We start from the raw sequence: 14,712 nt of genomic DNA, 5'->3' as shown, positions 1-14,712 counted from the left end.
TCTTTACAAGAGACAGCCGTCATAAAGCAAATTTTTCCGAAGGGGGATGAGACGATGGATACAGGCACACACCTCGTCATGGGCATCGCGCTCGGCGGCCTCGCAATGGCTGACCCTGTTGTAGCGACTGATACTGTAACCATGACAGCAGTCATCGCAGGAACCATCATCGGCTCGCAGATCCCGGATGTTGATACCGTGCTCAAATTGCGGGACAACGCAGTCTACATACGTCACCACAGAGGTGCAACCCATTCGATTCCGGCTGTATTGACCTGGCCGCTTTTATTAAGCGGCGCATTATGGTTCATTTTCCCGGAAGTGAATCTGCTCCATCTTTGGCTGTGGACGTTCCTCGCTGTTGTTCTGCATGTTTTTGTCGATATCTTCAATTCGTACGGCACCCAGGCATTGAGGCCGTTTTCGAATAAATGGGTAGCTCTTGGGGTCATCAATACTTTCGATCCCATTATTTTCGGCGCACATGTCATTGCTTTGATGATCTGGGCATTCGGCGCAGATCCGGTATGGACCATCAGCATCCTGTATACCGTGCTGGTGTTTTATTATATATCACGATTTGCCCTGCAATCTGCTATCAAACACGCAATCAGGAATACTGTCCCTGGCGCCACTGAAATATTCGTTGCGCCCACAATGCGTTTCTTCCATTGGCGGATCGCAGCAGATACAGATAAACACCATTACGTTGGACGCGCATATGGACGGACAATCAACTTCTACGACAAGTTCATGAAGAAGCCTTTGCCGGAAAGTGAATTGATCCAGACGGCGCTCAAAGACAAGAACCTTTCAGCGTTTGTATCATTTTCACCACTTTATCGCTGGGAAATCAACGAATATGGTGATATCTATGAAGTAAGGTTAATTGATCTCAGATACCGCAGCAATGATTATTACCCTTTTGTGGCAGTTGCCCATCTGGACCAGGATTATAATATCCTCAACTCATATACCGGCTGGATTTTCAGCGAAGACAAGCTTCGGAAAAAATTGGATTTCAGCCATAATTGATGGCAACCACAAAACGCACACTCCAGGGTGTGCGTTTTTGTATTGCTTTCCAACCTGTGAAGCTTGAACTAATCATTCAGCAAGTGAGCATATTTTGGATTACTCGCTGCAAATTCATGGATATTTTCACCGTAGCTGTCGATCCACTGGCGGACAACTTTTTCCACCACTTCTGTTCCTTGGTAATCATAGCCCGCTTTCGCATAGGATGATTCAAAATCCGATGCCAGCAGCTCGATCCATGTTCTTGCTTTCTCTTCGGTTATTTTCGGATTCTTTTCCTGCAGCTCGTATGTTAATTGTTCGATAAGTTCTTTCATCTTTTTACTTCCCTTCTTTTAAAGGACGCAGCATGGATATCGGCAATGCCTCTGTATATTTTTCTCCCCCGAGACGGTAACCCCATGCAAATCGGCCTTTCAGATAATCGATTTGGAAATATACATTGGGATCTCCTTCTATATGGTAGACTTCCCCTTTTTTGAAATCTTCCGGATCCAACAGGTAGGACGCCGCCATAATGGCTTTGCGCTCCAATACCGCAAATTCGTTGATGATTCCGAGCTGTTCGGCTTTCCGCGCTTTTTCCTTCAGCCGCGCGATTTCCGTCCGCAATTCCTGTTCGTCCATCTGGTTATAGCGTTTTTCCTCACTCATCTTCGTTCTCCTTTTTTTCCAAGTATTCGTTGATCACTTCAGCAGGAAACCCTTTTTGGTAAAGACCTTGCTTCACTTTCGATTTCAAGTCGTAGCCGGTCAGCTTGCCGCTGTGTTTACGCCACAATTTATCACCCTGTGCCGCTACAATATCCGTCCATTGGTCTTCATCTTTATCTAAATCCAGATCGGCGATTGCCAATTTGATCAATGAATACGAATAACCCTTACGAAGAAGGGTATCACTGATTTTCTGTTCAATCTGCCTTGGTGTTTTCGTCTTTTCTTTATCGGCGATTTTTTCAGCCATCTCCTTGGCGAGCTCTAATTGCTCTTCTTCTGAATAGGAAGCGAGAACATCTTTTTGCACCTGTTTATCAATCCCTTTCTTTTGCATGTCCTGCTGGATCGCTTTCGGTCCTTTTTTTGATGATCTCATCTGCGTCCGCATCAATGCTTCCGAAAAAGCGCGGTCGTCAAGAAAATTCAATTCATATAATTTTTTAATGGCTTCATCTATTACTGCTTCCCCGAATTCTTTATCTTTCAGCTTCTGGCGCACTTCATTTTCACTGCGCATCCTGAAGCTTAAAAAATCAAGGGCTTTATTGAACGCTTTACGGATTTCATCTTCGAAGTTCATTTCTTCGATGGTCCATTGGTCCAGCTCTTTGCCTTTGGTCAATTGATATCTGACAAGCACCGTTTCATCAACACTGAAAGCGAACTTTTCCTCCAGAAAAATATTATAGCGTTCCGGATTGTTTTTCCCCTGTGTGATCTTTGTGATTATAGGCATTCAGCGGCACCTCTCTTCCTTATTCAGTATACCCTTTTAAGAGCTTAAATGCATCGATTCAGGGTACTATATAGGAAATGGAGGCGATAGGCATGAAGATTGCAATCACTGGAGGAACCGGCTTTGCCGGCAATGAAATGACGAAATTATTCACTCAGCACGGACACGAAGTTTTCATCCTGACGAGAAGCCCGAAACCATCAGACAACGGCATCCATTATGTTGAGTGGCTGACAGATGGCGCAGAACCGGAAAAGAAACTGGCAGGCATCGATGCTTTTGTAAATCTGGCAGGTTCATCCATCAACGATGGACGCTGGGATGATGAACAGAAGAAACTTATTTACAGCAGCCGCGTCGAATCGACCAATGAAGTGCTGCGCATCATCAAGGAAATGGAACGAAAACCTGAAGTACTGGTGAATGCAAGCGCTGTCGGTATTTATCCTGCGTCAACGGAAAAATCCTATACAGAGAAATCGACGGAACGCGGCGACGACTTCCTTGCTGAAACTGTTATCGAATGGGAACGCCTTGCAGATCAAGCGAAAGACTTCGGCGTGAGGGTAGCGTATGGACGATTTGGCATTATCCTTGGCAAAAAAGAAGGTGCCTTGCCGTTGATGGCCCTTCCTTACAAGCTTTTTGGAGGCGGCACAGTCGGTTCCGGCCGGCAATGGCTGTCGTGGATCCACATTCATGACGTCGCCAGCGCGGTTTTATTCGCTATTGAAACAGAAGAACTGAGTGGACCATTTAATGTGACCGCTCCCTATCCGAAGCGCATGAAGGATTTCGGCAAAGAAGTCGGACACGCTTTGGGGCGTCCGCATTGGTTCCCGGTGCCTGAGTTCGCCCTAAAAGCTGTGCTCGGCGACAAAAGCCGCCTCGTTCTTGAAGGACAGCGCGTACTGCCGGAAGTTCTGCAGCAGCATGGTTTCGAATTTGCATACCCCGATCTGAGATCAGCTCTGGCTGATATCTATAAATAAGGCTATAATGTAGGGATGACCAAAAGAAGGACGTGTGCACTATGAATGAAAAACCCATAATGGAGACCGGCCAGAAATTTCCGTTGACGATCAAAAGGCTTGGCATCAACGGCGAAGGCATCGGTTTCTTTAAACGGAATGTTGTTTTTGTCGCCGGTGCACTGCCCGGCGAAGAAATCACAGCACAAATTACATCAGTCAAACGGAATTTCGCGGAAGCCCGGATTGTCAAAATGCGGAAACCTTCCCCTCACCGCCAGACTCCACCCTGCCCAGTCTATGAAGCATGCGGCGGCTGCCAGCTTCAGCATTTGACATACGACCAGCAGCTCGTTGAAAAGCGGGATCTGGTGGTCCAGGCGCTCGAACGTTATTTGAAAGGCGTCGATGTCAAAATCGAAAAAACGATCGGCATGGAAGATCCATGGCATTACCGCAATAAAAGCCAGTTCCAGACACGGCTGAAAGGTTCAAAAGTCATCGCGGGTTTATTTGCGGAAGGTTCCCATCAATTACTCGATATCGAACAATGCATCGTTCAGCATCCGGATACCACTGTCATCACCAACTCAGTGAAGCGGATTCTCGAAGAATTGCGTATTCCGATCTATGATGGCAAAACGATGCAAGGCGTTATCCGGACAATTGTCGTCCGCACCGGCATTGAAACAGGTGAAATTCAACTGGTGCTGGTGACAACCCGCTCTAAAATTCCCAAAAAGGAATTGCTGCTGGAAAAGCTGAAAAACTTGGATGTTAATCTTGTCTCGATTGTCCAGAATATCAACCCAGAAAAAACATCGCTTATTTTCGGTGAAGAGACGGTTACTTTATATGGCAAAGATACCATCCACGAAAAATTGGGGGAACTTGCCTTTGACCTTTCCGCCCGCGCCTTTTTCCAGTTGAACCCAAAGCAGACAGTCAAATTGTATGACGAAATTAAACGCGCTGCAGAGTTGACCGGCACCGAAAAAGTCGTCGATGCTTATTGCGGCGTCGGTACAATCGGTTTATGGCTTGCTGATGGCGCTGGCGAACTCCGCGGCATGGACACCATCCATGACAGTGTGGTCGATGCAAAGGCAAATGCGAAACGGCAAGGCGTCAAAGCGAAATACGTAACCGGGACTGCGGAAAAATGGCTGGATGTCTGGAGCAATGAAAATTTTGTTCCTGATGTACTGACTGTAGATCCGCCTCGCACCGGACTGGCTGACTCCCTGCTGAAAACGATCCTGAAGGTGAAGCCGAAACGTTTCGTTTATACGTCGTGCAATCCTTCCACACTGGCGAAGGATCTGCAGCAATTGACGAAAATCTACCGGATCGAATACATCCAGCCTGTCGATATGTTCCCACAGACGGCACAGGTTGAATCTGTAACGAAACTTGTTTTGAAATGAAAAAGAGACTTCCGGTTTGAAATCGGAAGTCTCTTTTTGTTGCTATATAATTCAACCGGATGCGGGCTTGCTGATTTTATTGCCCCGTAAGGCGATGATGGCGAAAATGATGAGCAGTATCAAAGCGATCAGCAAAAGGAAACTCAGCTCTTCTGTAACATCCAAAAATAATCCGCCAAGCACAGGTCCTGCCAAGCTTCCGATGCTGAATGCTATGCCGCACAATAAATTGCCTGTAGGCAGCAGTTCCCTCGGCATGAGATCTGCCATATAGGAGATTCCCAGTGAAAAAGTCGAACCGACGAACATACCGGCTAGGATGAAAAATGCCAAAGTTACCCATGCATTCGATTCAAACAAGCTGGCCGTGCCAAATGCAGCTGCACCACCGAACAGTGCAAGCAGCAAAACTTTGCGCCTGCCGATCCTGTCACTAAGTTCACCAAGTGGCAGCTGAGTTGCAATGGCACCGAGCGAAAACGCGGCGAGCATATAGGAAACCATGGAAACATCTATCGACTGCCTCAGGGCGTATACAGGATAGATGGCATTTAAGGAAGCTTCCAGGAATCCATAACCAAGCGGCGGCAAAAAAGCGAACCAGCCAATGACGATAGCAGCTTTAAAACGGCTTAACGTTCCACTTGCCGTCATGGCACTTGTCGTAGTTTCAGGGAAATCATTGCGCAGGAAGAAAACGAGAACCCAGGCCGTGAGGCATAAAAGCCCCGATATGATAAACGGCAACGCTTCAAAAATATTAACGAGAGGCACAAATAACGGTCCAGCTCCAAATCCAATGCTGAATGACATCCCATATATGGCAATGTTCCTGCCCATGCGATTCTGTGCGGATGTACTGGTGATCCAGGTCTGGGTCGAAAAATGCAGCGCCTGGTCTCCAACACCAATCAGGATCCGCAGGAAGAACCAAAACAGGACTGATTTCCATAACGGGAACAGCAACAGGGACAAGATGACAAGTCCACCGCCAATTATGATGATCGGTTTAAAACCGAAACGCCGCAATTGAGGTTCCATAAAGGGTGCGATAATTAATGTACCTATGTATAAGCCGGTGGCACTCAATCCGTTTAAAGCAGATGACACGCCATCCTGCTCAAAAATAACCGCGATGAGCGGCAACAGCATACCCTGCGAAAACCCGGAGATCGATACTATAGCGACAAGGATCCAGAAACGCCCACTGTCACTTTGCAAGTAATTTTTCATGATGGCTCCTTCCAGTAAGCACCTTCTTTTGTATTTGAATGGAATTCAGATACAATTTTATCATAAGGAGGAGATGGAAGATGAAATTTTCAATGACTGAAAATGGTTTTTCGGGCGATTTGCCTTTTGGTGAACTGGCCGTTTCAACAAATGAGGAGTACGGTTTCCGGCCATATCAGTTGCTGGTGGCTTCCCTTGCAGTCTGCAGCGCTGGAATTATAAGGAAAGTTCTGGAAAAACAACGGATGCCTGCAGAAGATATACAGGTGGAAGTAAAAGAAATTATACGCATCGATGAAGAAGCGGGACGCGTTTCAAAAGTCCATCTGCATTTCCTGATCAAAGGCGATATCAATGATTCGAAAATGCCGCGTGTGATGGAGCTGACAAGAAAGAATTGTTCGATGGTCCGTTCTGTGGAAGATTCGATTGAAATTGTGGAAACATACGAACTCGTATAAATCAATAAAAGCTCAGTCCGTATCTGTATGCCAGATCACGACTGAGCTTTTATGTTAGATTTCCATTTTCATCTTTTCTCATAAGACCATTTTCCGGCTTGTGCCGGTGAAATGTTCGAACCCCCTCCTTTTACTTGTTAGTTAGTAAATGGTTTCGACTATTCATCATGGCCTCCTCTCTATTGATTACTCATACACTAACACAGAAATATAATTAAGTAAATATTCTAAATGGAAAAACTATTAAAATCTTCTTTTTACCTATGTTTGATTGAAATCCATTGGTAAATCAGCTACGATAGAATGCGAAATGAGGTGTGCCTTATGGGAAAATCCATTACCGATAGAGAAAAGCAAGTAAGTTATATGAAACAACGTTTGAACATGTTCCTGGAAGTCCTTGATTCGATTGAACCGGAAACCGCAGAACTGGAAGATATTGATCGTTTAATCACGATGGTTGATGAATTGGACGATAAAATGCAGCAATTCAAAACACGGCCTACCGATGAGAACTGATTGTTTAAATAACCAAATATCGCCAAAAAACACCGGAACAACTTGTGAATTCAAGTTGTTCCGGTGTTTTTGTTTAGTCGTTTTATGATATCGCGGCGTGATTGCATGACTGCATTCACCTGGCCTCCGACCATCAATAGGATGGCTGATACATATAACCACAACATTAACATGATCACACCGCCAATTCCTCCGTAGGTCGCTGAGTAATTCGCAAAATTATTGATGTAGATCGAAAACCCGAAAGAGACAACCAGCCAGCCGATCGACGTGAAAGCCGCTCCAGCCAGCACAGATTTGAAATCCAGCTTCACATTAGGGGCTGCCCAATAAATTACTGCCGCCACAACAAAAATGATCAACGGCGGAATCGTAAAACGCAATGTATTCCAGGTTTCCAAAAATCCTGCTTCCAAACCAAAAAACGAAAAGATGAAAATTCCGATCTGGCGTCCGAATATTGGCAGGACCAATGCAATCAATAAAATAAAAATCATTAACACAGTGGTAATGATGGACATGCCTCTCGCTATCAGGATCGGACGGTTTTCCTCAACATTATAAGATCGGTTCAATGATTTTATAAGTGCATTCATGCCAAGGCTAGCGGACCAGATGGTGGCAATGAGTCCGAATGAAAGCAGACTGCGATTTTCCTGGGTCAAAATTTCGTTGAGCGTCTCTTCGATAAGAAGATAGATTTCGCCAGGCACAACATTCGCCATGAATTGATAGATTTGATCTTCAGCAATATTCAAATAAGGCAACAGCGTTATCAAAAAGATAAGCAATGGAAAAATAGACAACAGGAAAAAGAACGCTAATTGCGCTCCAAGTCCTGTGACATCCACATCATTGATTCTTTTCCATAATTCTTTCATAAACCCCGGGAAGCGGGTGACATCGTAACTCGGTCCCTTCGCCTCCGTCCCTTCCTGTGGAAGATCGGATTCTGTCTTATGGGGCTTATTCAGTGAATTACTGCTTTTTCCCATATTCCGCATCGCGGTTCGAATTATTGTTAGATGAACTGCTGTTATCATCAGTCAACGATGATGAAGCGGAAGGGTTATCTTCCTGCAGAGCAGATTTAACATCCTGAGTCGAATCCACCACTGCTTCCTTCGTGTCGACGAATGCCTCTTTCGTATCCATAGCCATCTCTTTTACCTGAGGAGTCAATTCTTTCAATTCATTGACTTTTTCCCCAACATAAGATGCGTCTTCGGAAACGCGCTCATAAAGATTCTGGAATTTGTTTGCCTGCTGCTGAACCGCAGACTTCAATTCGTCTTTATTGCTTGCATAGTATTTCGCATTCTCAGAGACCTTTTTCGATTTCTGCATTACATCGTTGCGGGTATTGCGGTCAAACAGGGAAATGATCACACCCACCGCTGCCCCCACTAATAATCCTGTCATCAATTTGTTTTGGCTCATTCTGAATTCCTCCCAAAGAATAGTTTGTTCTAACGTGTCTTTTGAATTTTTCCCTAATCTCAACATATTTAAACTTATCTCCTAAAAATTTAAAAAACCCTTGACTCTTGAGCGTAACTTTCGGAATATTAAATCAACAGGAGGTGCAAAATTATTTCAGGAGAACAGAATTACATAACTTAGGGGGAAATTAGATGGAAAGATTTGAAGAATTATTGGGAGAAATCAGTGGTTTAGTATGGGGCGTCCCACTCTTGATCCTGATTGTCGGTACAGGAATTTACCTTACAGTACGGCTCGGATTCCTTCAGCTTCGCTTATTGCCTTATGCACTTAAATTAACTTTCTCCAAAAATGTCGATAAAGATTCCGAAGGCGATATATCTCACTTCCAGGCTCTATCAACAGCCATGGCGGCAACAGTCGGCACCGGTAATATCGTCGGGGTTGCAACCGCTGTCGTGCTTGGCGGACCTGGAGCAGTCTTCTGGATGTGGCTGTCCGCATTCTTCGGGATGGCAACAAAATACGGTGAAGCCGTATTAGCTGTAAAATACCGCATTACCGATTCAAAAGGACAGATGGCCGGAGGTCCGATGTATTATCTGGAGCATGGTCTGAAACAGAAATGGCTTGCAGTCCTTTTCGCCATCTTTGGCGCAATTGCAGCATTCGGGATCGGCAATATGACACAATCCAATTCTGTCGCGTCAATCGTCGATGAGACTTTCGGTTTGGCTCCTTGGGCTACCGGACTTATCCTCACTGCTTTTGCAGGTTTGGTAATTTTAGGCGGAATCAAAACTATCGGTAAGGTTACTGCATTCTTTGTTCCGTTTATGGTTCTGTTTTATGTTATTGCAGGATTAGTCATCATGGTCATGAATTTCGACTTGATTCCTGCTGCTATTGGCACAATCTTCAGCGCTGCGTTCACAGGTGAAGCTGCTGCCGGCGGTGCGATCGGTGCCGCAATCCGTTATGGTGTTGCCCGTGGGGTATTCTCCAACGAAGCCGGCCTTGGGTCAGCACCGATTGCAGCTGCTGCTGCAAAAACGGATATGCCTGGCCGCCAGGCTTTAGTGTCGATGACGCAGGTCCTGTTTGACACATTGATTGTCTGCTCGATTACAGGAATTACAATCGTCATGTCTGGCCTCTACACACAAGAAGGACTCGAAGGCGCGCCACTTACCAGTGCAGCATTTGGCCAGTACCTTGGCGGCGTAGGTCCTTACATTGTCGCGTTTGGCCTTATTTTCTTCGCATCTTCGACAATTATCGGCTGGTCTTATTATGGTGAGAAATGTTTCCAGTATCTTTTCAAGAATCCAAGTTTGCTGATTGTATACCGCGTCCTCTTCGTTGCGGCTGTCTTCCTTGGAGCAACTGCTTCACTTACCGTTGTCTGGACATTCTCAGACGTGATGAACGGCCTGATGGCAGTTCCTAACTTAATCGGCCTTCTTGGTCTGTCAGGTGTAATCGTGTACGAAACGAAGAGAATCGTTGCAAAAGCTAAAGAAGAGAAAAACGAGAAAGCTGAACTTGCCCGTTCAGGAAATTGACATTTTTTTTGATAAGTGAAATGATAAGGCATACCATACCGAAAGGCAGGAACTTATGATGGACTTATCGAAACAGTCTCCAGAAAACGTCAATTACATGATCGAGGAAATAAAAGCGAAATTACGCATGGTCAATGTCGATGCGATGAAAGCTGAACATTTCAATGCTTCACAGTATGAAGATTTGCGTGATTTGTATGAAATGGTCAAAAAGCGCGATAACATCACACCAAATGAAATGCAGGCAATCGCCCAGGAACTTGGCTCATTGCGGAAATAATGAAAAGCGGCAAACCTTGAGATTTTCCCGGGGTTTCCGCTTTTTTTTAGAAAAAAACGGAGCTGTTTTGCAAAATATCGGATTCACAGCTTCCTTACACAATGAGCTAAAAAGCCCCCGAAAAAAATTTCGGAGGCTTTTCTTATTATTCTTTAATTTCTATGCCGGTTTCTTGTACTGTGCAATATACCAGCCACCCTCTTTAATCACTGTATGGATGCCGAGCATATCCAGTCCCGCGGCTTCTCCCCAATCACGCAATTCATCGCGGGTGGGAAGGCGGTACAGGTTGTCGAAGGAAGAAAAGAAGCTGTTGAATACATTCGCAAAAGGAGGATCATCAGTGCTGCCTGCAATAGGTGTGACAATGGACAGAATGCCGCCAGGGTTTACCCAATCAGCCAGTTCATGAATCAGCGCCTCACGCTTTTCAAGATCGATATAATGCAGGACATTATTCATCATGACCATATCAAAAGGCTGCTCAGGATTATAATCCCACAAATCCGCATTCTGAATTTTAATATTGTCATCTTCTGCTGTCAGCTGCTGAGCTTTCTCTGTCACTTCCTCACTGATTTCAATTCCGGTGAATTGAGTATCAGAAAATCGTCCAGCCAGTTTTTTGATGTAACCGGCTTCACCGCATCCTATATCCAAAACTGATCGGATATTATATTCTCGGATGCGCTTCGACATTTTAGGCATCGCGAGCACTTCGAGCAATCTGCTGGTTTCTGCAACTGTGCCGGCATGCCTTTCTTCATCAAAGTGAAGCCGGTTGCTGTTGCGCATCATTTCCGGATAACTCAGCAGTGTCGGAATATGAAGCTCCATCATTTCCTTCAGCAATACCCCTGAGGAATTATCTCCTTTCGGCTTAGGCAGTTTCCAGGAATTGGCGAGCTTATGGCGTCCTCGTCCAGCCTCCTTGAGATGGCCGATCGACACGCCTACCGCCACCCATTGCTCCAGAAGATTTTCATCTAATCCGTAGGCATCTGCTACATCCGATTTTGCCATCGGCCGTTCAAATGCCTTGAACAGATCCAATTCATAACCGACATAGGCATGCCAACTGTAAAGGAACGGTTCGTTTCTCTTCATATACATCCTGGCTTTAAACATTTTCATCACATCTATCATATTAATCCCTCATCTTTCCATGGATAGTCGTCTTCCCTGGTATAATATCTCAGCTCTTTTGATTTTTTCGGAAGATCCCTTAGCCGGACTGGGATGATGCCGCCCTGGATGAATCTGTCCCTTACGTTTTCTTTCCACATGCCAAGCCCTGAGACATTAAGCATTTGCTTGAAATGAAGAATCGGGTCTTCTTCCATCCGCTCGAATGTTTTTTGCCGAAGAAAGCTGACCGGTTTAAATGGATAGGAATACGCAAGTGCAGCCAGATGGCTGAGTTGGATTACATGATCCGCCCTCTTATAACGCACTTTTTCATACCATTTCAGATTTTTGGGATTCTGTTTATGAATCTCAACCATGTCCGCAGTGAGCTCACCTAAAACATCAGCGTCCTGTATCGCCATATTCATGCCTTCCCCGGCCATCGGGTGTACGGCATGCGCCGCATCCCCGATAATCGCTTTATTGTCCCTGACATATGATGGGGCATGGAACATGACCGGAATCATCAATTGAATTTTTTTCCAGTCAGTCAACTGTTGTACATAGCCATCCATTGCCGGTGCAAGATCTGTGTATAGTTTGTGGAAGTGGCTGATGGGCTTTTCTTTCAATTCTTTATAATCTCCTTCTGGAATCAGATAAACGGAACGCACCTGATTATCCGGCAAAGGGAATAATCCGAGGAATCGATTATATGTAGAAATAATTTGGCCATCTTTGAAATTTTCTGGCCTTGGAAAAGATACAGTTAAGAAATGATGGTTATAGGAAGTCTGTTTGATTTCGATGTCCATATGCTTTCTGGTAACAGATGCCCTGCCCTCTGCACCAAAGAAGAAATCAGCTTCAACTTCCAATTTTTCCTTTCCTGATTTGAGCAATGCTTTATTGTCGGTATACCCTGTGCAAGACGTTCCCGGCATATAGCGGAAATTTTTATATTCGGAAGCAGCTTTTAATAGAATATCTTTTAGTTCTTCATGATGTACCATAAATGCCGCATTGTATTTGCCAGGCAATACGCTGTAATCCATAAACGTCTGGTCGCGGACCTGAAGTGAACTTGACAGCTCGAGCATATCGAGGATTTTGATTTCGTTGCTGCGCGCAGTGATTTCGTCGTACAGGCCCAGTCCTTCGAATATCTGCATACTTTTAGGCTGAAGCAATTCACCTTTATAAGTCGGTGCTTTAGCTTTCAATCGCTCCGCCATCACCACATCGACGTTGCGCTGAACAAGTTTAAGGGCCAGTGCAAGGCCACCGATGCCGCCACCGCTGATAAAGACTTGTGTTTTCATCAAACTCAGCTCCTCTCTAATGTATTCCTCAAACCCCTCGCATAAAAACCTCCATAACTGCGATACATTAAATAAACTTCAGTATTTCAGTTCCAAAACAATACTTAAGACCTATGAAACTATATTTTTCCAATATTTTTTAGAATAACCTGGATATTTAGCAGGCAGGCATTGCGGACTATGACTGAAAATTGATACTATAATATATGATGAGAGGAGAGATTCATTTGACATCATTAAATGATAAATTGACACGCTATGCAGAATTGGCGGTAAAGGTCGGCGTTAATATACAGCCAAACCAACAATTATACATAGCAGCTTCACTGGAGGCTGCACCGCTTGTGCGCCTGATTGTAAAAAAAGCCTACGAGACTGGAGCTAAACAAGTCTTTGTTGACTGGAATGATGATGAAGTCTCAAGATTGCGCTTCGAAATGGCGCCCGAGGATTCTTTCTCTGAGTTCCCTTCCTGGAAAGTTCAAGAGCGTGAGCAATTGGCCGAACAAGGTGCTGCATTCATGAGCATTGTTTCTCAAAGCCCGGATCTTTTAAAAGGAATCGATTCGAAACGAATTGCCGCTTCTCAGAAGGCGACTGGACAAGCACTCAATAAGTATCGCCAATACGTCCAATCAGATAAAATCAGCTGGACAGTCCTGGCAGCTCCATCAAAAGCCTGGGCGGCAAAAGTTTTCCCGGAGCTTCCGGAAGATCAGCAAGTTGACGCTTTATGGGATGCTATTTTCAAAGCGGTCCGTGCCGACTTGGATCAGCCGATCGAAGCTTGGAAAGAGCACGACGAATTATTGCATACAAAAGTCGATTATCTGAACGGCAAAAAATATGCGAAATTACATTACACTTCCCCTTCCACTGATCTCGAAGTCGCTCTTCCTAAAGGGCATTTATGGTGCGGCGCTGGTTCCATCAATGAAAAAGGCGATGCTTTCATGGCAAATATGCCAACCGAGGAAGTTTTCACTGTGCCGCAAAAAGATGGCGTCAACGGTTACGTTTCAAGCACGAAGCCACTCAGCTATGGCGGCAATATCATCGATGAGTTCAAAGTCACATTTGAAAATGGACGAATTACAGATGTAACAGCAAAACAAGGGGAAGATGTTTTGAAGCAATTGGTAGATACGGACGAAGGCTCCCATTACCTGGGTGAAGTTGCTTTAGTGCCTCACGAATCACCAATTTCCGCTTCCGATATCCTTTTCTACAACACTTTATTCGATGAAAATGCGTCAAATCACTTCGCTATCGGAAGCGCTTACTCTTTCTGTTTGGAAGGCGGCAAGAAGATGTCGTCCGAAGAACTGCTTAAGCACGGTTTGAACCAAAGTATTACCCATGTCGATTTCATGGTCGGTTCTGATAAGATGGATATTGACGGTATTTTGGAAGACGGCACACGCGAGCCGATTTTCAGGAACGGCAACTGGGCATTTTAAATCTCACTAATTCGACACTTAATCTTTTTTCTATTATCATGTATACTAAGTTATGATAATCATAGTCGAGAGGGGAGTTATCATCATGTTGTCTGGTATTGTCACAGTATTAGGTTTTATGGCTGTAATCTTCATGTTTTTCTTCACACTGCTCCATTTTTTGGGGAAAGAGTTGCATACACATGACGCAGAACATGTAGATCCGCATCCGGAACGCAAATTCTGATCATTAAATTTCGAAGCAGACCTTTTTATTAAAAAGGTCTGCTTTTTTAATAGTTTTAAATGACTGACAGATTACAATTCAGAAACATTTCATTTGCACATCGATTACATAAGGCATCAAACGTCCTATAAATGATCTGCCCAAAGAGCCAATAGACCCTCGTAATATTGCAGTCTGACGCAATTG

The 14,712-nt window shown here is 44.7% G+C and carries 17 protein-coding genes; 9 read left to right on the top strand and 8 right to left on the bottom strand.

Features of this window, described 5'->3' with window-relative positions; genetic code table 11:
* The first annotated feature begins 54 nt into the window (after nucleotides 1-54).
* Nucleotides 55-1,035 (top strand): metal-dependent hydrolase, encoded by a 981-nt coding sequence (locus D2910_RS14185; protein ID WP_117313934.1) that lies wholly within the window; start codon nucleotides 55-57, stop codon nucleotides 1,033-1,035.
* Between the two features lie 68 nt (nucleotides 1,036-1,103).
* Here D2910_RS14185 and D2910_RS14180 read toward each other — a convergent pair whose 3' ends face one another.
* The 3 genes from D2910_RS14180 to recX are packed head-to-tail and all read right to left on the bottom strand — an operon-like array spanning nucleotide 1,104 to nucleotide 2,491.
* Nucleotides 1,104-1,355, bottom strand: coding sequence for a YfhJ family protein (locus D2910_RS14180; RefSeq protein ID WP_084242275.1), 252 nt, complete (start codon nucleotides 1,353-1,355; stop codon nucleotides 1,104-1,106).
* Between the two features lie 4 nt (nucleotides 1,356-1,359).
* The gene (locus tag D2910_RS14175) at nucleotides 1,360-1,692 is read right to left on the bottom strand and encodes a YfhH family protein (RefSeq protein ID WP_084242276.1); all 333 of its coding nucleotides are present in this window, start codon (nucleotides 1,690-1,692) and stop codon (nucleotides 1,360-1,362) included.
* Nucleotides 1,685-2,491, bottom strand: a complete 807-nt coding sequence (recX, locus tag D2910_RS14170) for a recombination regulator RecX (RefSeq protein WP_117313932.1) — start codon at nucleotides 2,489-2,491, stop codon at nucleotides 1,685-1,687. Before recX ends, D2910_RS14175 begins: the two co-directional genes overlap by 8 nt.
* Before the next feature lie 92 nt (nucleotides 2,492-2,583).
* Here recX and D2910_RS14165 point away from each other — a divergent pair, with 92 nt between their 5' ends.
* Together D2910_RS14165 and rlmD are read left to right on the top strand one after the other, a co-directional pair.
* Complete coding sequence (locus D2910_RS14165; protein WP_117313931.1) at nucleotides 2,584-3,483, top strand: TIGR01777 family oxidoreductase; 900 nt, start codon at nucleotides 2,584-2,586, stop codon at nucleotides 3,481-3,483.
* Between the two features lie 41 nt (nucleotides 3,484-3,524).
* A complete protein-coding gene (rlmD, locus tag D2910_RS14160) occupies nucleotides 3,525-4,889 on the top strand; it encodes a 23S rRNA (uracil(1939)-C(5))-methyltransferase RlmD (RefSeq protein WP_117313928.1) in 1,365 nt (454 codons plus the stop codon).
* 51 nt (nucleotides 4,890-4,940) lie between these two features.
* Here rlmD and D2910_RS14155 read toward each other — a convergent pair whose 3' ends face one another.
* Complete coding sequence (locus D2910_RS14155) at nucleotides 4,941-6,122, bottom strand: MFS transporter (RefSeq protein WP_084242280.1); 1,182 nt, start codon at nucleotides 6,120-6,122, stop codon at nucleotides 4,941-4,943.
* A gap of 80 nt (nucleotides 6,123-6,202) precedes the next feature.
* Between D2910_RS14155 and D2910_RS14150 the strand changes: the two genes are divergently transcribed.
* A complete protein-coding gene (locus tag D2910_RS14150; RefSeq protein ID WP_101803538.1) occupies nucleotides 6,203-6,583 on the top strand; it encodes an OsmC family protein in 381 nt (126 codons plus the stop codon).
* Nucleotides 6,584-6,907: 324 nt separating this feature from the next.
* Nucleotides 6,908-7,102 carry an SE1561 family protein gene (locus D2910_RS14145; protein ID WP_084242282.1) on the top strand — a complete coding sequence of 65 codons (195 nt, stop codon included), beginning with the start codon at nucleotides 6,908-6,910 and terminating at the stop codon, nucleotides 7,100-7,102.
* A gap of 50 nt (nucleotides 7,103-7,152) precedes the next feature.
* On the opposite strand, the gene D2910_RS14140 is transcribed toward D2910_RS14145, so the two are convergent.
* Nucleotides 7,153-8,097 (bottom strand): YihY/virulence factor BrkB family protein, encoded by a 945-nt coding sequence (locus D2910_RS14140; RefSeq protein WP_117313927.1) that lies wholly within the window; start codon nucleotides 8,095-8,097, stop codon nucleotides 7,153-7,155.
* On the bottom strand, nucleotides 8,081-8,542 hold the full coding sequence (locus tag D2910_RS14135) for a YtxH domain-containing protein (RefSeq protein ID WP_084242339.1): 462 nt from the start codon (nucleotides 8,540-8,542) through the stop codon (nucleotides 8,081-8,083). The genes D2910_RS14140 and D2910_RS14135 overlap by 17 nt, the downstream gene beginning before the upstream one ends.
* A 194-nt stretch (nucleotides 8,543-8,736) precedes the next feature.
* On the opposite strand from D2910_RS14135, the gene D2910_RS14130 reads away from it, so the two are divergent.
* Both D2910_RS14130 and D2910_RS14125 read left to right on the top strand, forming a co-directional pair.
* Nucleotides 8,737-10,110: an alanine/glycine:cation symporter family protein gene (locus D2910_RS14130; protein ID WP_084242284.1), complete on the top strand. Its 1,374-nt coding sequence runs from the start codon at nucleotides 8,737-8,739 to the stop codon at nucleotides 10,108-10,110.
* A gap of 58 nt (nucleotides 10,111-10,168) precedes the next feature.
* Complete coding sequence (locus D2910_RS14125; protein WP_084242285.1) at nucleotides 10,169-10,390, top strand: DUF1128 domain-containing protein; 222 nt, start codon at nucleotides 10,169-10,171, stop codon at nucleotides 10,388-10,390.
* A gap of 159 nt (nucleotides 10,391-10,549) precedes the next feature.
* Here D2910_RS14125 and D2910_RS14120 read toward each other — a convergent pair whose 3' ends face one another.
* Both D2910_RS14120 and D2910_RS14115 read right to left on the bottom strand, forming a co-directional pair.
* Complete coding sequence (locus D2910_RS14120) at nucleotides 10,550-11,536, bottom strand: class I SAM-dependent methyltransferase (protein WP_117313925.1); 987 nt, start codon at nucleotides 11,534-11,536, stop codon at nucleotides 10,550-10,552.
* Complete coding sequence (locus tag D2910_RS14115; protein ID WP_117313923.1) at nucleotides 11,533-12,840, bottom strand: FAD-dependent oxidoreductase; 1,308 nt, start codon at nucleotides 12,838-12,840, stop codon at nucleotides 11,533-11,535. Before D2910_RS14115 ends, D2910_RS14120 begins: the two co-directional genes overlap by 4 nt.
* A 227-nt stretch (nucleotides 12,841-13,067) precedes the next feature.
* Here D2910_RS14115 and D2910_RS14110 point away from each other — a divergent pair, with 227 nt between their 5' ends.
* The gene (locus D2910_RS14110; protein ID WP_117313921.1) at nucleotides 13,068-14,300 is read left to right on the top strand and encodes an aminopeptidase; all 1,233 of its coding nucleotides are present in this window, start codon (nucleotides 13,068-13,070) and stop codon (nucleotides 14,298-14,300) included.
* A gap of 85 nt (nucleotides 14,301-14,385) precedes the next feature.
* Nucleotides 14,386-14,526, top strand: a complete 141-nt coding sequence (locus D2910_RS16960) for a hypothetical protein (RefSeq protein ID WP_165850190.1) — start codon at nucleotides 14,386-14,388, stop codon at nucleotides 14,524-14,526.
* Nucleotides 14,527-14,712 lie beyond the last annotated feature (186 nt).

Origin of the sequence: Planomicrobium okeanokoites (assembly GCF_003428875.1) — a bacterium.
In the GTDB taxonomy this organism is placed as follows: Bacteria; Bacillota; Bacilli; order Bacillales_A; family Planococcaceae; genus Planococcus; species Planococcus okeanokoites.
The sequence above is the reverse complement of the archived record's forward strand: the minus strand, read 5'-3'. Positions and strand labels throughout refer to the sequence as shown.